Origin of the sequence: Candidatus Poriferisocius sp., assembly GCF_965204015.1 — a bacterium.
Lineage (GTDB): Bacteria > Actinomycetota > Acidimicrobiia > Acidimicrobiales > Bin134 > Poriferisocius.
This window is the reverse complement of the sequence record NZ_OZ241965.1, coordinates 634,694-651,156: the sequence shown is the minus strand read 5'-3', so window position 1 is coordinate 651,156 and position 16,463 is coordinate 634,694. Positions and strand designations below refer to the sequence as shown.

Here is a 16,463-nt window from a genome sequence, read left to right as displayed (position 1 = left end):
GTAGATTACCGTGCCCACTATGGCGACGGTGCTGGTGACCGGGGGGGCGGGCTACATCGGCAGCCACACCTGTGTCACCCTGCTGGAGGCCGGATACGAGGTGGCGGTGCTGGACAGCCTGGCCAACTCCTCGGCGGCGGCTATTGACGCGGTGGCCGAGATAGCCGGCCGCCGCCCTCGCCTCGACGTGGCCGACTGTCGGGACGAGGCCGCGGTGGAGAAGGTGATGGCCGAGGTGCGCCCCGACGCGGTGCTGCACTTTGCCGGGCTCAAGTCCGTGCCCGAGTCGGTGGCCGATCCGCTTGGGTACTACCGGCACAACGTGGGGTCGACCGCCGTGCTCTTGGCCGTTATGGAGAGCTGCGGGGTGCGTCGAATCGTGTTCTCCTCATCGGCCACGGTCTATGGGCTGCCCGACACATTGCCGGTCCCGGAAACGGCGCCAACCCGACCGGCCAACCCCTACGGCTCCACCAAGCTGGTGATCGAGCAGATGGTCGCCGACGTGGTTCGGGCCGACCCCCGCTGGTCGGCGGCCCTGCTCCGCTACTTCAACCCGGTAGGGGCCCATCCCAGCGGGTTGATTGGGGAAGACCCCGAAGGGGTGCCCGGGAATCTGATGCCCTATCTGCTCCAAGTAGCGGTGGGACGCCGCGCCAATCTGCCGCTCTATGGCACCGACTATCCCACTCCCGACGGCACCGCGTTGCGCGACTACATCCACGTGATGGACTTGGCCGAAGGTCACTTGGTTGCCTTGGAAAACCTGGAGTCATCAGCCGGGCAGGTTCACACCTACAACCTGGGCACCGGTCGGGCCGCCTCGGTGCGAGAAGTGATCGCCGCCATGCGGGAGGCCACCGGCCATTCCTTGCCGTACGAAGAGCTCGAGCGACGCGCCGGCGATGTTCCGGAGTTGTGGGCTGATCCCACAAAAGCTCGTTCGGAGCTGGGCTGGTCGGCTTCTCGGACTCTGGCTGAAATGTGTCGAGACGCCTGGGCCTGGCAGTCGGCCCATCCGCAGGGGTATCGAAGTTAGAGCATCCCCTTTATGCCCAGTGAGGCGTAGTCCTGCTCCTCGTAGTTCTGGCGAAACAGGTCGCGCAGGCGAACGGCGGCCTCGTCGTAGGCGTCGGGATCGCTCCATGTATTGCGGGGATTCAACACCTCGTTGGGCACTCCGGGGCACGACACCGGGATTCTAAGCCCCAGTATGGGGAGCTTGACGGTGTCGGTAGCGTCGAGCTCGCCGTCGAGGGCGGCGTCGAGCAGCGCCCGGGTGTGGGCGATGGACATGCGGTCTCCCACGCCGTAAGGCCCGCCCGACCAGCCGGTGTTCAACAGGATGCAGCGAGCCGAATGGGCATCCATGCGGTGGGCCAACAGCTCGGCGTACACCGACGGCTTGTGCGACATGAACGGCGCTCCGAAGCAGGCGCTGAAGGTGGCTTGGGGCTCCACCACACCCACCTCGGTGCCGGCCAGCTTGGAGGTGAACCCCATCACGAAGTGGTACATCACCTCATCTCGGTCGAGGAGCGCCACCGGGGGCAGCACGCCAAACGCGTCGGCGGTCAACAGCACAATGGTGCGGGGGTGGGGTCCCTTGGCGCCGGAGGCCACATCGGGATTGCAGTCCAGCGGGTAGGCGAATCGAGTGTTCTCGGTGATGGAGTCGTCGGTGAGGTCGAGCTCCTGGGGATCGGTGTCGGCCAGCTCCCTCCCGGGCAGGGGAGGCACGTTTTCGATCAGGGTGCCCCCCATCGACAAAGCGGCGGCAATCACCGGCTCGGCCTGCTTGTTCAGGTCGATGAGCTTGGCGTAGCAGCCGTCTTCGAAATTGGCGATTCCCGATTCGGTCCACACATGCTCGTCATCGCCGATCAGGCTGCGGTCGGGGTCGGCCGACAGGGTGGTCTTCCCGGTTCCCGAGAGGCCGAACAAGATGGCGCTGTTACCGTCGTGGCCCACGTTGGCCGAGCAGTGCATGGTGAGCTGCTTGGCGTCGGGCAGCACGAAGTTCATCACCGTGAACATGGTCTTTTTGACCACGCCGCAGTAGTCGGCCCGTCCCAGCACCAGCCCCAGCCGGTTGCGCAAGTCCATGATCACGGCCCGATCGGTGCGGGTGCCGTCGCGGTCGGGATCGCACCGGAAGCTGGGCACGTTGATCATGGTCCAACCGACCGATTCGCGATCGGCGTCGTCGCGCACGCCCTTGGGGAACATGATGTTGGCGAAAAAGGCGTGGGTGGCGTACTCGCTGACCAGCCGGTAGGGGATGGCGAACTCCGGATCCCAGCCGCAGAACACGTCGGCGGTGTACAGGGTGGCCTGCTTGGTGTTGAGGTGGGCGAGAACCCGCTCGAGCAGGGCCGGGAAGCGGTCGGCGTCGAACTGGTTGAAGTCCGCCTTCCACCAGACATCATCCACCACCTCGGGCCAGGCCACCGCGAAGGTGTCCTGCACGGGACGGCCGGTGCAGGTGGGATCGGAATAGAAGATCAGCGGACCATCTGAGCCCAGGGCGGTGGCGAACGCCTTCTGGTCGTTTTCGCCGCCGTCGGTGCGGGTGCGGCCCCGGTCCCCGGCGATGGCCGCCTCAAACAGCTCTTCTTGGGTCAGCCCGGCCCGAACGTCCACCGAATCGAGGCCAAAGCGGACACGGAGCTGGTCGGCGACCGGAGTTGTCACGCTTGCTCCGGATCACCGGTTGGAGTGAGGAACGACGGCGTGCCCATGTCCACTTCCGAGCCCAACCGCAGGCGGGTGGCCTCATTCCCCTCCACGTCGAACAGCACTCGCTGGCCTTGGCGCAGCATCCGGAACACCGACCCCTCCAGCGCATCGGGAGCCAAATCGAATTCGGCCAAGTCGGTGTCGCGAACCACCACGCCAATGCCGGTTGATGGGTCATAAGCCTTGATCACACCCTGCACGGGGACTCTTTCTGACAGTGATCGGGGTTAGTGCAGGGTAATGGCTGGTCATGGTGGTTCGCGAGTCGGGCACTGTTCACTGGATCATGGTTCGCGAGTCGAGCGGTGACTACTAAGTAGCATCGCGGGGCATGACGGCAGACCGTCTTGGAGCTGAGGGATTGCGGGCCACGATGGAGTGGTTCCGAGACGCCCTCGGCATGCATCGCGATGTCATCAACCAGCTCAACGTGTACCCGGTTCCCGACGGCGACACCGGCACCAACATGGCGCTGACTTTGGAGACGGTGGTGGCCGAGGTGTCCGCCGCCGGTGAGGGGATGGCCGAGGTGTGCGGCGCCATAAGCCACGGATCGCTCATGGGGGCCCGGGGCAACTCCGGGGTGATCCTGTCGCAGATTTTGCGGGGGATGGCTGATTCGGTGGCTGTCGCGGGCCACGTGGATCCCCCGGTGTTGGCCAGCGCACTGAAAAAGGCGTCGGCTGCGGCCGACGAAGCGGTGTCGGCCCCGGTGGAGGGAACCATCCTGACCGTGGTGCGCGACGTGGCGACCGCGGCGGCCGAAGCGGTGGAGCAGGGCGTTGATGAGCTCATCTCGTTGGTCGAGGGGTGTCAGCAGGCCGGGCGGGCCTCGCTGGAGCGCACGCCGGAGCTGCTGCCCCAGTTGGCCCGGGCCAATGTGGTGGATGCCGGGGGAGCGGGGTTCTTGCTGCTCCTGGACGCCATGGCCACTGCGGTCGATGGCCGCCCGCTGCCCGACCCGCCGCCGGTGGACCCAACCGCGGGGGTGGGTGCGGCGGTGGCCGGGGCCGACGATGCCCACGGTGTCGACGACGCCGACGGCACCCGCTATGAGGTGATGTTCTTCTTGGAGGCCGAGGATGACCGCATCGGGGAGTTTCGGGCGGCTTGGGAAGCCCTGGGCGACTCCATCGTGGTGGTGGGTGGCGACAGTCTGTGGAACTGCCACATCCACAGCAACGACATCGGCGGCAGTATCGAGGCGGGTATCGGCGTCGGCCGGCCGTTCGACATTCGGGTGACCGATTTGTTCGAGCAAGTCGAGCATGTCGAGTCGTTGGTCGAGGCCGAGATCGGCGGAACGGTCACCACCGTGCCGGGGGATCCGGTAACCACCGGGGTGGTGGCCGTGTCGGTGGGAGCGGGCGTGCGCCGGCTCTTCGAGTCGTTGGGGGTGCGGGCCATCATCGCCGGGGGCCAGACCATGAACCCCTCCACCGAGCACTTCGTGCAGGCCGTTGAGCAGCTTGACGCCGACGAGATCGTGCTTCTGCCCAACAACAAGAACATCGTGCCGGTAGCCGAGCGAGTGGACGACTGCACCGATTCGGTGGTGCGGGTCGTTCCCACCCGGGGGATCGCCGAAGGGCTGGCCGCGTTGATGGCCTACGACCCGTCGGCCGGTGCCGATGAGAATCAATCGGCCATGGCTGAAGCAGCCGAAGACGTGGTGACCGGCGAAGTAACCCAAGCGGTGCGAGACACCGAGAGCGAGTTGGGATCCATAGCGGCCGGCCAGTGGCTGGGACTTGATCGCGGCGGGTTGCGGGTGGTGGCCCCAAGCGCAGCTCAGGCGGCCACCGCGCTGGTGGCCGAGCTCATCGACGACGGCCACGAACTGGTGACGGTCATCGCAGGTGCCGATGCCACAACTGCCGATGTCGAGGAAGTGACCGCATGGTTGGCTGATAATCGTCCCGAGGTTGAGTTGGAGGTCCACGAGGGAGGCCAACCGCTTTATCCGTTCTACTTCGGGGTGGAATGACCGACACCCACCGGCCTGCGCTCACCATGGCCGACTTCCACAAGATGGACGTGGAGGTGCTGGGCGGAGTGGGTACCGCCAAGGCCAAGGCTCTGGCCTCGGTTGATGTGGAATCGGTGCTGGATCTGTTGACCTACTACCCCCGCCGCTACATCGACCGGACCAACCAAGCGGCTATCAGCGATCTCGAAGACGGCGTCGAGGCCATGGTGATGGCCCAGGTGGACAGCGTGTTCTCGAAGAAGCTCCGAGGGAGCCGCTCGATGGTCGCGGTCACGATCAGCGACCATACCGGGCGCTTGCGACTGGTCTTCTTCAACCAGCCGTGGCGGGATCGCCAGCTCTCTCAAGGCCAGGAGGTGGTGGTGTTCGGCAAGCTGGACCGTTATCGGGGCCAGAACCAGATGACCAATCCCATCGTGGATCTGGTGGGCGACGAGACCGGGCGCATCGTGCCGGTCTACCCCCAGTCGGGCAAGGCCGGACTCCAGACCCGGGAGATCAGGCGGTGGGTGGACGAGGCGTTGCGGCGCTCAGAATCTCGGGGTATCAGCGATCCGGTCCCCGAGTCGCTGCGGCGATATCACAACTTGATCGGACGCCATGAGGCCATCGACGGCATCCATCGCCCGGAGTCCATGGACGCCCAGTACACCGCCCGGAATCGGCTGGTGTTCGATGAGCTGCTTCGGCTCCAGCTCAAGCTGATCATGCGGAAGCGGGCCGTGGAACGGGCTGCGGTCGGAATCAGTCACGACACCAGCGGCGAGCTTGTCGAGCGGTTCACCAGCTCGCTGGGGTTCCCCTTGACCGGCGCCCAGCGCCGGGTGATCGGCGAGGTGACCGCCGACATGGCCCGCCCGGTGCCCATGCACCGCCTCTTGCAGGGCGATGTGGGGGCGGGCAAGACCGTGGTCGCGGTGGCGGCCATGCTCACCGCGGTGCAGGGAGGCCACCAGGGCGCGCTGATGGCCCCCACCGAGGTGCTGGCCACCCAGCACTACCTGGGAGTTCGCTCTCTGCTCGACGACCTGGCCGTGCCGGCGTCCGATTCGCTGTTGGCCGAGCGGCCCCTGCGGGTGGCGCTGCTCGCCAATCAAACCCCGGGCGCCGAGAGGGCTCGGCTCCACGACTCGCTGGCTTCGGGGGAGACCGACATCGTGATCGGCACCCATGCCCTCATCCAGGAGGGGGTGGACTTCGCCTCTCTCGGGGTGGTGGTGGTGGACGAGCAGCACCGCTTCGGCGTCGAGCAGCGGGCCGCACTGCGGGCCAAGGGGTCTCAGGCCACATCTCCCGATGTGCTGGTCATGACGGCCACCCCCATTCCCCGCACCGCGGCCATGACGGTGTACGGCGATCTGGATGTGTCGACGCTGGATGAGATGCCCCCAGGGCGCACGCCGATCGCCACCCGGTGGCCCCGAACCTCGGCCGAAGAAGCCGAGGTTTGGGAGCAGGTCAGAGCCGAGGTGGGGAATGGCCGCCAGGCCTATGTGGTGTGTCCGCTGATCGAGGAGTCCGACACCATCGAAGCCCGGTCGGTCACCGAGACGTACGAGCGCCTGCAAGCCGAGGAGCTGGCCGGGCTGCGGATCGGGCTGCTCCACGGTCAGCTCACGCCGGCGGAGAAGGAGTCGGTGATGGAACTGTTCCGGAGCGGGGCCATCGACGTGCTGGTGGCCACCACCGTGATCGAAGTGGGGGTGGATGTGCCCAATGCCACCGTCATGGTGATCGTGGACGCTGATCGGTTCGGGATAGCCCAGCTTCACCAGCTCCGAGGACGTGTGGGCCGGGGCGACCAGGAGTCCACCTGCTGCCTGCTGGCCGCTGACGCGGTGGGAATTGCCGCCGAGCGGCTTCGGGCTCTGGTGGAGACCACCGACGGGTTCGAGTTGGCCGAGGCCGATCTGGAATTGCGGGGGGAGGGCACCATCTTGGGCGAGCGCCAAAAGGGCCGGAACGACTTGCAGCTTGCCTCTCTGCGCCGGGACAAGGAATGGGTGGTGGGGGCCCGGCAGGCGGCGGGGGAGATGCTGGATGACGACCCCGACCTGCAACGGCATTCGGAATTGCGTGCTGAGGTTGAGCTGTTGCTGGGCGATGATGATGCCGACTACCTGATGAAGAGCTGACACCCGGGAGTAATCGTGTTGGAGATCGTAAGAATGGGCTTGGAGCGCAAAGAGCAGATCGCGAGCATCTGGGCTGATGCTTTCGAACAGGATCCGCTCATGAAATGGGTGTTCCCCGACGATGCTGCCCGCAGGGCCTCCCTCAAGCACTGGTGGGAGTTCATGTTGGACCACATGGCCGCCGGGTCGGAGTTGCACGGCACTCGGGCCGATGGCTGTGTCGCCTATTGGCAGCCACCCCGCAACGAGGAGCCCGTTTCGACTGGCTCACGAGACGACTCCAACCAGGTGTCAGATTGGCAAGCGGACTTCATGGCCATGATGACGGATTTACTGGGCGATCTGGCCCCATCTCGCATGGAGGCTCTGGGACAGATGCAGCAGGCCCGCCTGTCCGAGCCCCACTGGTACTTGGCGGTGTTGGGCACGTCGCCCGACCAGCAGAGCAAGGGCTTGGGCGGCAAGGTGCTGGCGCCGATGCTGGAACGGTGCGACCGGACCGGCGAGTTGGCCTATCTGGAGTCGAGCAACCCGGCCAACGTGGGCTTCTACCGTCGTCACGGATTCGAGTCGCTCGGCGAGTTCACATTGGGCGACGGGGTACTCATCACCCCCATGGCTCGAGAACCCCACCCACCTGAGCAGCCATGACGCTGCGGATCATCGCTGGGGAGGCCCGGGGCCGTCGGTTGAGCTCACCAGAAGGCATGGATGTGCGTCCTTCCACCAGCAGAGTCCGGGAGGCGGTGTTCAACTCGCTGCACAGCCAAGGCTGTCTGGTGGGCGCCGACATGCTGGACCTGTACGCCGGTTCAGGGGCGCTGGGGTTGGAAGCTCTGTCGCGGGGCGCGGCCTCGGTCACGTTTGTGGAGTCGGCGCCGGCGGCGCTGACCGCGTTGCGGGCCAACATCGACGCGGTCGGGTTCAACGACCGCTGCCGGGTGGTGGCCGGCGACGTCATGGCGGAACTGCCCCGGCTGGATGGCGACTACGACGTGGCGTTGTGCGATCCGCCCTATCGGTTCAATGCGTGGCCAGAATTGCTGTCCAGAATTCCCGCGGACACCGTAATGGCAGAGTCCAATCAGGCGGTGGTTCCCGGACCCGATTGGGATGTCATCAAACAGCAGCGCTACGCGGGTACCGTTGTGGTGATTGCCTGTCGGCGATAGCAACCACAGACCTCAGGAGAATCCTCAGTGACGCGAGTCCTGTTCCCCGGATCGTTCGACCCCATACACAACGGACACATGGAGATCGTGGAGACCGCGGCGCGTCTGTTCGAAGAAGTGATCGTGGCGGCGGTGCGCAATCCCCAGAAGGCCCCTTTGTTCGAGTTAGAAGAGCGCGAGGCGATGTTGGAGGAGTCTTTTGCCCACCTGCCCAACGTGCGGACCACCATGTTCGCCAAGCTGGTGGTGGACCTGGCCCAAGATGAAGGGGTCGATTTCATCGTGAAGGGTCTCCGAGCGGTTTCCGACTTCGAGAACGAGCTTCAGATGGCCCAGATGAACCAGGCCATTTCCGGGGTGCACACCCTGTTCATCCCCTCAGCCAGCAAGCACTCATTCTTGGCCTCCAAGCTGATCCGCGAGTTGGCCCGCTTCGGGCAGCAGATTGACTCCATGGTTCCCCCACCGGTGGCCAAACGACTTATCGAGAGGTATCGAGATGACTGACCCCGATCCCAACACCACGGCAACTCACTACTCGGCCACCGGGACATTCGTAGATCCCGAGTTCGACCTGCTGCTGCGGCGGGCCATAGAGCTGGTGGACGCGGCCCGTCCCATGCCGCTCTCGGCATCCTCCATGATCAACAAAGATGAGGTCCTGGAGTTGCTTCAGAACTGCCTCGACCGGCTGCCCGAGGAGATGCGGGCCGCCCGCTGGCTGTTGAAGGAGCGAGAGGACTTCTTGAAGAGGGTCCATCGGGAGGGCGACGAGATACTGGTGGCCGCTCGATCACAGGCCGAGGCCATGGTGCAGCGCACGGAGGTGGTCAAGGCGGCCGAGCAGCGGGCCCGGCGCATGGTGGAGGAAGCCGAAGCCACGGCTCGCCGGCTGCGTCTCGAGACCGAAGACTACTGCGACACCAAGTTGGGGAGCTTTGAGAACGCCCTCGAGCGGATTCTGAACACGGTGAAAGAGGCCCGGACCCGGCTTCAAGGCGATCCGCTGGCCGATCTCGTTCGGGCCTATGGCCCCGATCCTGAACCGGAGCCCGACGACGGCTTCTTCGATCAAGACACCGTGGGCTGAGCCCCGGGAGGAGGCGTTATGTCGAGCGAGCTGCTCGTGCCGGTGGCGGAAATGCTGCGCCGTCCCGGAGCTCATCGCGAGCTCTCGATGCAGGTTGAAGTCGACGGATTGGCCACCTCAGATGCTGCGGTCTACGGGCCGGTCGATCTCCAGCTACATCTGGAATCGGTGGTCAGTGGACTGGAGGTAACCGGCTCGCTGGCCGCCGGGTGGCGCGGGTCGTGCCGGAGGTGCTTGGAGCCCATTGAGCAGACGGTGCAGCAGGATCTGCGGGAGATGTTCGGTAGTGCACCAGCTGATGACGAGACCTACCCAATACAAGACGGCGAGGTGGACCTGACCCCGATGGTGCGCGACTGCCTGGTTCTCGCTCTGCCGATCGCTCCGCTGTGCTCAGAGGATTGCGCCGGTCCGGCCCCCGATGACTATCCGATGAATCAGCCTGAGCCCTCCCCAGAAGACCGCCCGAAAGATCCCCGCTGGGCTGCGTTAGACGCGCTGCGCACCGGCCAGTAGAATTACGGGCTGCGCCCGCGCCGGCTTCGTTCGTGGCGCGGCATTCTTCCTCCACAAGTAGGTCTGTTCGATGGCTGTACCCAAGAAGAAAACATCCAAAGCCAAGGGCCGTAGCCGTCGGGCATCGGCTTGGCGGGTATCCGCGCCGTCATTGAGCACCTGCCCCCGGTGCGGGGCGGTCAAGCGGCCGCACCGAGTGTGCCATGTATGCGGCTGGTACGCAGGGCGTGAAGCCGTTGAGGTGGCATAAGCCGCCCTGTCCGGACCCTTCGAAGGGCGCCCTTTGGCATCGCTTCCGGTTGCAGTAGACGCGATGGGGGGTGACGATGCCCCCCAGTCGGTGCTTGCCGGGGCCCGCCTCGCCGCCGAGCGGGGCATTCCCATCTTGCTGGTGGGCCAACCCGACCAGCTGGCCGACGCCCGTGACTTCGAGGTGGTTCCCGCGTCGCAGGTGATCGCCATGGGTGCCGAGGCAGCGGCCAGCGTGCGGAAAATGAAGGACTCCTCGGTGGTAAGGGCGGCCGAAGCGGTGCGCGACGGACGGGCCTCGGCCATGGTCAGCGCCGGCAATACCGGAGCGGCCATGGCGGCCTCGCTGTTGAGGATGGGGCGAATCCGGGGAGTGGCCCGTCCGGCTATTGCCACTCCGATCATTGTTCCCGGTCGGGCTTGGCCCAACGTGATGTTGGATTCGGGGGCCAACACGGAGTGCACCGCCGAGTGGCTGGTGCAATTTGCCCAGATGGGGGCGGTGTATTGCCGCGACCGGTGGGGGGTTCAACAGCCCCGGGTAGGACTCTTGTCCAATGGGGAAGAGGCCGGCAAGGGCTCGCCCCTGGTCAAGCAGGCATTCGATCTCTTGGGTGATGGGGATTGGCAGACTCGGACCGGCGCGGTGTTCGCCGGCAATGTGGAGGGGCGGGACCTGCTGGAAGACCTGGTGGATGTGATCGTCACTGACGGCTTCACCGGAAATGTGGCCCTGAAGACCGCCGAAGGGGTGGCCAAGCAGTTGATCGGCGCCCTGATGGGGGCGTTCGAGTCCTCCGAAGAGGCTCGGGAGGGGGCCAGGCTCTTGGCCCCGGCGCTCGCCCCGCTCTACGACGAGTTCAGTCCCGACTCGGTGGGTGGCGCCATCCTTCTCGGTGTGAACGGCGTCAGCATTATCAGCCACGGAGCTTCCTCCCCGAAGGCGCTGGCCAACGCGGTACAGGTGGCCCACGAGCTGGCCGAACGCGACACCGTGAGCTCTCTGCGCCGGGTTTTGCGCACCGAATAGGCGCTTCTGACCCAATCATCTGTGCGTCCAGTGGGCGGGAAAGGGAAGAAGCTGGCGTATACTTTTCGGGCGCCGTTTGCTGAACAGCCCCGGAGAAGCCGTGCCATCTGAAACCCATGTCGAACAGAGCCCGCTGGACCGCGAGGGAGTCTTGTTGCTCGTGCGAGAGTGCCTGGCCGACATTTTGGAGATCTCCCCCGACCGCATTACGGAAGGCCAGGCGTTTGCCGATGACCTCGACGCCGATTCTCTTGCCCTTATCGAGCTGGTGGAAACCCTGGAAGAGGAGTTGAGCGAGAGGACGGTGGGGTTCAGCATCGACGACGAGGACTTGGAAGATCTCAAGACGGTGCGCGACGCCGTCGACTATGTCCACGGCCGGCTGAGCCGAAGCTCCTGACTGCCGATCCCAACCTCGCCGCTCTGGCCGAGCGCCTCGGCTACGCATTCGCGCAGCCCAGTCTGCTTGTGGAGGCATTGACTCATCGCTCATGGTGCGCCGACCACGAGGGAGCATCGTCCAACGAGCGGCTGGAGTTCTTGGGTGACGCCGTGCTGGCTCTGGTGGTGACCGACCACATATATGCCGCCTACCCCGAGATGGCCGAAGGGCAGCTGGCCCCGCTGCGTGCCGAGGTCGTCCGAGCCGAGGCGCTGGCCGATCTGGCCGTTGAGCTGCGGTTGGGGGAGGCCCTGCGGTTGGGACGCGGTGAAGACGGGTCCGGCGGTCGGGAAAAGCCATCGATCCTCTCCGACGCCATGGAGGCGGTGATCGGCGCCGTCTACCTGGATGCTCCCTGGGAGGTGCTGGTTGAGTTGGTCGGAGGGTGGCTGTCCGAGCGGATTGCCGTTGCGGCCCAGGGTCCCGGCATACGGGACTTCAAGACCCGGCTCCAGGAGTACTGCGCCCGAAACCGGCAGCACGCGCCCGAGTACCGTCTCACCGAGAAAGGTCCCGACCACGAGAAGCGGTTTTTGGCTGTCGTGCATGTCGACGGCAAAGAAAGCGGTCGAGGCGAGGGCCGATCGAAGAAGCAGGCTGAGCAGGCGGCGGCGGCCTCAGCTTGGCAGACTCTGACGGTCGCGACGACGGGAACTGCCCCATGACCCCACTGACAGGAGCCATTCGATGATCGCCTTGCCGGAGATCGAGACCATCCGCCGCGACTTGGACAGAGAGCTGTCCAGCCTCCGCATCAAGTCGGTGGAAGTCATGGACACCCGGGTGACGAAGCGATCAGGCGGGGCGAAGAAATTCGCCGGCCGCCTGGAGAAGGCGAAGATCACCGGTGTGCGCCGTCGCGGCCTGTACTTGATCATGAGCTTGGACAGCGAGGATGTGATCGTGGCCCATCTGGGAACCGGCGGCCAGTTGCGGCGTCATGCCAACAGAGACCAGACCGAGCCCAACACCGTGCTGTCCATCACATTCACCAAGAGCGGTCAGCTTCGGTTGGTCGACGGGGTTGGTGATGCCGAGCTGTTCCTGGCCAACACCGAGAAGTTGGTGGAGGAAGTCCCCGAGCTTGAGAGGATGGGCATCGACCCTCTTGATCAGCCGGTGCCGTGGCGGATGTTTGGCCAGATTCTCCTGGCCCAAGACGCCAAGCTGAAGGCGGTGCTGACCGATGACCGGGTGGTGGTCGGACTGGGCGAGATGTACTCCGACGAGATTCTGTTCACGGCCGGGTTGCGGTACGACCGCCTGACCAACTCGTTGGGGCCCCAGGAAGTCCGCCGGTTGCACCGGGCGATGGTGGAGACCCTGCATGACGCGGCCAAGCATCGAGGCGCCACGCTGGAAGACGGGCACTACTTGGATGTCCACGGCCAGCCCGGGGGGTACGAGGAGTACCTAAACGTGTTCAAGCAGGCGGGAAGGAACGGGCGTCCCTGTCCCCGCTGCCACCGCCCCATTCAGAAGTACCGCTTCCGCCGCCGCTGGACGTACTACTGCGAGCAGTGCCAGATCTGACCGGCGACCGGCCTCCGGTCCGCTAGTTCCACAAATCGCGGCCCGCCGCTGGGTAGGGTCGAATGAGTGTTTTTGAAGGCGTTGACCCTCAAAGGGTTCAAATCCTTTGCCGACTCCACCACGCTGGTCTTTGAGCCGGGTGTGACGGTGATTGTGGGTCCCAATGGGAGCGGCAAATCCAACGTGGTGGATGCGGTGGCCTGGGCATTGGGCGCTCAGGCCCCCACTGCGGTGCGCTCGGCCAAGATGGACGATGTCATCTTCGCGGGAACCACCGCCCGGCCGGGCTTGGGTCGAGCGGAGGTGTCGCTGAGCATCGACAACACCGCCCGCCTACTGCCCATCGAGTTCGAAGAGGTAACCATCACCCGCACGCTGTTCCGCAGCGGGGACAGCACCTACGCCATCAACGGTGTGCCTTGTCGTCTCCTCGACATCCAAGAGCTGCTCAGCGATACCGGTGTTGGCCGCCAACAGCATGTGATCGTGTCCCAGCGCCAGATCGAGGGGGTGTTGAGCGCCCGGCCCGAGGATCGCCGGGCGGTAATCGAGGAGGCTGCCGGCGTGCTGAAGTATCGCCGCCGCAAGGAAAAGTCCGAGCGGCGGTTGGCGGCGACCGAGGCCAACCTCACCCGGCTGTCCGACGTGGTGCGGGAGATCCGCCGCCAGCTTCGGCCGCTGGAGCGCCAAGCCGAGGCCGCCCGCCGCCACGGCGGTCTACTGGCGGAGCTGAGCGCCCTTCGCCGGTACCTGGCCGGGCAGGAGATAAGGCAGTTTCGCCACCGGGTTGGCCAGCTGACCCAGGACCAGGCGGCCAATCGCCAAGAGATACAGCGGCTAACGGTGCAAGCTGAGGCCCTGGATCGAGACGTGGCCGTGGCCGAAGCCCGGCTGTCGGCCGCCGATGGGCAGGACATCAGCAATGCGCTGATGCGGTTCGAAGGGCTCAACGAGCGCCTACGGGGGCTGGACGCACTGTTGTCGGAGCGAACTCTGCGGGTGCAGCGCGACCGCAGCGCCGGAGTGGACGAAGACGTTGTGGCCACGCTGGAAGCCGAGTCAGACCGATTGGGCAAAGAGCTGACCGAAGTGGATGCCGAGGCGGTGGCCCTGGGGCCTGATACCGCCGCGGTTGCCGATGCCGAGCAGCAGTTGGAGAAGCTCCGGCTGTCGTTCGACGATGAGTGGGGGGGCCAAGATCTGCCGGCTACCGGGTCGGATGCCCCCCGGTTGAGAGGCGAGATGAGGGCGCTGGAGGCATCGATCCAGCGGGATCGGGCCGAGGCGGACCGGCTGGGGCGGAGTCTGGAGGAATTGGAGTCGCGTCGCCAGGAACTCGCTGGGGAGTTGGACCGATCATGGGTCGAGGCCGCTGATGCCGAGGCGGCTCAAGAGATAAAACAACAGGAGCTCGCGGCTGCCGAGCAGGAATGCGAGGAGGCTCGGGAGGCCCGAGAACGGTCGAGGGCGGCTCTGGCTGATGCCGTGGGCGATCAGCAAGCGTGGGGGGCTCGGCGAGAGGCGCTGTCGTTGGCCCTGGACGAGGCCCGCGACCTGTCCGGCGCCCAACGGCTGGCTGGCATCGAGGGCGTCGTCGGCACCCTGTTAGAGGTTGTGGACATCGACCGAGGATGGGAGGCGGCATTTGAGGCCGCGGCCGGCGAAGCGGTGGCCGCGGTGGTGGCCACCGACACCGAGGTGGCTATGCGGGCCATCGCCACGCTGGAGGCCGACAACGTGGGCGGTGCAGTGTTGGCCCTGGGCGCGTTGGGCAGTTCACCGTCTGCTCCGGTTATTGGCACACCCCTTCGCTCACATGTGCGGTCTTCGACGGTGGGTGTGGATGGCCTTTTGGATGTCTTGGTCGGGGGGGTCGGGGTGGTGGACACCGCTGAGGAGGCGGTCGCCGCGGCGGTTGCCGATCCGTCCGCTGTGGTTGTCACTCGCCGGGGCGACCGGTTCTCCCCGTCGGGCTGGCGGGTAGGCGTGCGCCATTCGGGGGCCACAAAGGGATTGCTCGAGGAGGCTGAGCGGGAGTCGGCTCGGGCAGATCACCAAGTCGATGCCGTGAAGCAGGAACTGAGTTCGGCTGATAGCCGGCTCGAGCTGGCCGTGCAGGCCACCGACCAAGCCCGACAAGGAGTTCAGACCCAGTCTGGGGCAGTGGCCGGTGTTAGGAGTAGGGCCAATGCCGCCGAACGGAAGCTGCGCGACGCCGAGGTGGAGATCGCCGCGCTTGGGCCTCGTCGAGGCGAGTTGGAGGACAAGATCGCTGAGGACCACCGACGGGCCGACGAGCTGGGCCAAGAGCTGCCTCAGCTCGAAGCCCAGGAAGCGGAGCAGGCTGAGCGGGCCGAGAGCATGAATCGAGCCCGCGACGAGCTGTCCCGGCAGTCGCAGGCGGTGAGCAGCCTTCGCTCCGAGCTCCAAGTGAAGTCGGCGGGGTTGGATGAGCGACGCCGCTTGCTGACCGCGCAGCGCGGCGACATCGAACGCCGGCTGAGCCGGATGGCGGAAGCCCGCGTTGAGGCCACCTCTCGTCGAGAGGCCCTCGATACCCGGCTGGCCGTCATCGGCGAGTTGGCCGGCTGGGTGGCCGACGGGCTCGAAGCGGTGGGGGGGCAGCTAGAAGATCTGCGCCGTCGGCGGGCCGAGGAGTCAGAAGCGGCCGCGGCAGCCGTGCGGGAGCTAGAGGATCTGCGAGGCCAGCGGGCTCAGGCCGAGGCCCGGCTGGGGCAGTGCCAGGAGAAGGACCGCAGCGTGGAGATCGAGTTGGCCGAGGCGGGAGTCAGGCTGGAAGCCTCGGTTGACCGGTGCCGTCGGGAGTTGGACTGCGAACCCGGTGAAGCGGTGGCCACCGATTGCCCGCCCTTGGAGCCGGGCGTGGCGCCCGTCGACCGGATAAGGGCATTGGAGCAAGAGCTGCGCATCATGGGGCCGGTGAACCCGTTGGCGCTGGAGGAGTACGAGGCGCTGTTGGAGCGCCACGACTTCACCCAGGGCCAGATCGACGACATCCGCCAGAGCCGCCGTGACCTCCGCAAAGTGATCCGCAAGATCGACGAGGAAATCGTGAGTGTGTTCTCGGCCGCCTTCGCCGATGTTGAGCGCAACTTCGCCGGACTGTTCCAGACGCTGTTCCCCGGCGGCGAGGGCAAGCTGCGGCTCACCCAGCCTGATGCCCTGCTGGACACCGGGGTGGAGATCGAGGCCCGACCATCGGGCAAGAACATCCGGCGCCTGAGCCTCTTGTCGGGCGGGGAGCGCTCGCTCACCGCGCTCGCTTTTCTGTTTGCGGTTTTCCGGAGCCGGCCCTCGCCGTTCTATGTCATGGACGAGGTGGAGGCCGCGCTCGACGACGTGAACCTGCACCGGTTCCTCCAGCTCATCGATGAGTTCCGGGCCGATGCCCAGCTTCTGATTGTGAGCCATCAAAAGCGCACCATGGAGGCCGCCGACTGCCTCTACGGCGTGTCGATGAAGCCGGGGGGAAGCTCCAAGGTGCTTTCCGAAAAAGTGGTGGTAGCCTCGGAATCGAAGGTACTTCTCCAACAGAGCTGAGGACTC

General features: G+C 65.8%; 16 protein-coding genes. 14 read left to right on the top strand and 2 right to left on the bottom strand.

Features of this window, described 5'->3' with window-relative positions; all coding sequences use genetic code 11:
- The first annotated feature begins 19 nt into the window (after positions 1-19).
- A complete protein-coding gene (gene galE / locus ACOGJC_RS03105; protein ID WP_419847049.1) occupies positions 20-1,039 on the top strand; it encodes a UDP-glucose 4-epimerase GalE in 1,020 nt (339 codons plus the stop codon).
- On the opposite strand, the gene ACOGJC_RS03100 is transcribed toward galE, so the two are convergent.
- Together ACOGJC_RS03100 and ACOGJC_RS03095 are read right to left on the bottom strand one after the other, a co-directional pair.
- Positions 1,036-2,694: a phosphoenolpyruvate carboxykinase (ATP) gene (locus tag ACOGJC_RS03100; RefSeq protein WP_419847048.1), complete on the bottom strand. Its 1,659-nt coding sequence runs from the start codon at positions 2,692-2,694 to the stop codon at positions 1,036-1,038. The two genes, galE and ACOGJC_RS03100, sit on opposite strands and share 4 nt — an antisense overlap.
- Positions 2,691-2,939, bottom strand: a complete 249-nt coding sequence (locus ACOGJC_RS03095) for a cold-shock protein (RefSeq protein WP_419847047.1) — start codon at positions 2,937-2,939, stop codon at positions 2,691-2,693. The genes ACOGJC_RS03100 and ACOGJC_RS03095 overlap by 4 nt, the downstream gene beginning before the upstream one ends.
- 131 nt (positions 2,940-3,070) lie before the next feature.
- Here ACOGJC_RS03095 and ACOGJC_RS03090 point away from each other — a divergent pair, with 131 nt between their 5' ends.
- The 13 genes from ACOGJC_RS03090 to smc all read left to right on the top strand — a co-directional run bounded on the left by ACOGJC_RS03090 (position 3,071) and on the right by smc (position 16,457).
- Positions 3,071-4,726 (top strand): DAK2 domain-containing protein, encoded by a 1,656-nt coding sequence (locus ACOGJC_RS03090; RefSeq protein ID WP_419847046.1) that lies wholly within the window; start codon positions 3,071-3,073, stop codon positions 4,724-4,726.
- Positions 4,723-6,864, top strand: a complete 2,142-nt coding sequence (gene recG / locus ACOGJC_RS03085) for an ATP-dependent DNA helicase RecG (protein WP_419847045.1) — start codon at positions 4,723-4,725, stop codon at positions 6,862-6,864. The genes ACOGJC_RS03090 and recG overlap by 4 nt, the downstream gene beginning before the upstream one ends.
- Positions 6,865-6,879: 15 nt before the next feature.
- Positions 6,880-7,515, top strand: coding sequence for a GNAT family N-acetyltransferase (locus tag ACOGJC_RS03080; RefSeq protein ID WP_419847044.1), 636 nt, complete (start codon positions 6,880-6,882; stop codon positions 7,513-7,515).
- Positions 7,512-8,036 carry a 16S rRNA (guanine(966)-N(2))-methyltransferase RsmD gene (rsmD, locus tag ACOGJC_RS03075; RefSeq protein WP_419847043.1) on the top strand — a complete coding sequence of 175 codons (525 nt, stop codon included), beginning with the start codon at positions 7,512-7,514 and terminating at the stop codon, positions 8,034-8,036. Before ACOGJC_RS03080 ends, rsmD begins: the two co-directional genes overlap by 4 nt.
- A 27-nt stretch (positions 8,037-8,063) precedes the next feature.
- Entirely contained in the window at positions 8,064-8,543 is a 480-nt protein-coding gene (gene coaD / locus ACOGJC_RS03070) for a pantetheine-phosphate adenylyltransferase (RefSeq protein WP_419847042.1), read from the top strand.
- Entirely contained in the window at positions 8,536-9,126 is a 591-nt protein-coding gene (locus tag ACOGJC_RS03065) for a hypothetical protein (RefSeq protein ID WP_419847041.1), read from the top strand. The genes coaD and ACOGJC_RS03065 overlap by 8 nt, the downstream gene beginning before the upstream one ends.
- An 18-nt stretch (positions 9,127-9,144) precedes the next feature.
- On the top strand, positions 9,145-9,642 hold the full coding sequence (locus ACOGJC_RS03060; protein WP_419847040.1) for a YceD family protein: 498 nt from the start codon (positions 9,145-9,147) through the stop codon (positions 9,640-9,642).
- Positions 9,643-9,712: 70 nt separating this feature from the next.
- Entirely contained in the window at positions 9,713-9,892 is a 180-nt protein-coding gene (rpmF, locus tag ACOGJC_RS03055; RefSeq protein WP_419847039.1) for a 50S ribosomal protein L32, read from the top strand.
- A gap of 33 nt (positions 9,893-9,925) precedes the next feature.
- Positions 9,926-10,921: a phosphate acyltransferase PlsX gene (gene plsX, locus ACOGJC_RS03050; RefSeq protein ID WP_419847038.1), complete on the top strand. Its 996-nt coding sequence runs from the start codon at positions 9,926-9,928 to the stop codon at positions 10,919-10,921.
- A gap of 100 nt (positions 10,922-11,021) precedes the next feature.
- Positions 11,022-11,321 carry a phosphopantetheine-binding protein gene (locus tag ACOGJC_RS03045; protein ID WP_419847037.1) on the top strand — a complete coding sequence of 100 codons (300 nt, stop codon included), beginning with the start codon at positions 11,022-11,024 and terminating at the stop codon, positions 11,319-11,321.
- Positions 11,318-12,028 (top strand): ribonuclease III, encoded by a 711-nt coding sequence (rnc, locus tag ACOGJC_RS03040; protein WP_419848187.1) that lies wholly within the window; start codon positions 11,318-11,320, stop codon positions 12,026-12,028. Before ACOGJC_RS03045 ends, rnc begins: the two co-directional genes overlap by 4 nt.
- A 22-nt stretch (positions 12,029-12,050) precedes the next feature.
- Positions 12,051-12,896 carry an Fpg/Nei family DNA glycosylase gene (locus ACOGJC_RS03035; RefSeq protein WP_419847036.1) on the top strand — a complete coding sequence of 282 codons (846 nt, stop codon included), beginning with the start codon at positions 12,051-12,053 and terminating at the stop codon, positions 12,894-12,896.
- A gap of 66 nt (positions 12,897-12,962) precedes the next feature.
- Entirely contained in the window at positions 12,963-16,457 is a 3,495-nt protein-coding gene (gene smc / locus ACOGJC_RS03030) for a chromosome segregation protein SMC (RefSeq protein WP_419847035.1), read from the top strand.
- Positions 16,458-16,463 lie beyond the last annotated feature (6 nt).

Excerpts from the sequence above, each read along its gene's own strand:
- ACOGJC_RS03060 (WP_419847040.1), top strand. The coding sequence starts at position 9,145 with ATGTCGAGCGAGCTGCTCGTGCCGGTGGCGGAAATGCTGCGCCGTCCC.
- recG (WP_419847045.1), top strand. The coding sequence starts at position 4,723 with ATGACCGACACCCACCGGCCTGCGCTCACCATGGCCGACTTCCACAAG.
- ACOGJC_RS03090 (WP_419847046.1), top strand. The coding sequence starts at position 3,071 with ATGACGGCAGACCGTCTTGGAGCTGAGGGATTGCGGGCCACGATGGAG.
- rsmD (WP_419847043.1), top strand. The coding sequence starts at position 7,512 with ATGACGCTGCGGATCATCGCTGGGGAGGCCCGGGGCCGTCGGTTGAGC.
- ACOGJC_RS03035 (WP_419847036.1), top strand. The coding sequence starts at position 12,051 with ATGATCGCCTTGCCGGAGATCGAGACCATCCGCCGCGACTTGGACAGA.
- rpmF (WP_419847039.1), top strand. The coding sequence starts at position 9,713 with ATGGCTGTACCCAAGAAGAAAACATCCAAAGCCAAGGGCCGTAGCCGT.
- galE (WP_419847049.1), top strand. The coding sequence starts at position 20 with ATGGCGACGGTGCTGGTGACCGGGGGGGCGGGCTACATCGGCAGCCAC.
- ACOGJC_RS03065 (WP_419847041.1), top strand. The coding sequence starts at position 8,536 with ATGACTGACCCCGATCCCAACACCACGGCAACTCACTACTCGGCCACC.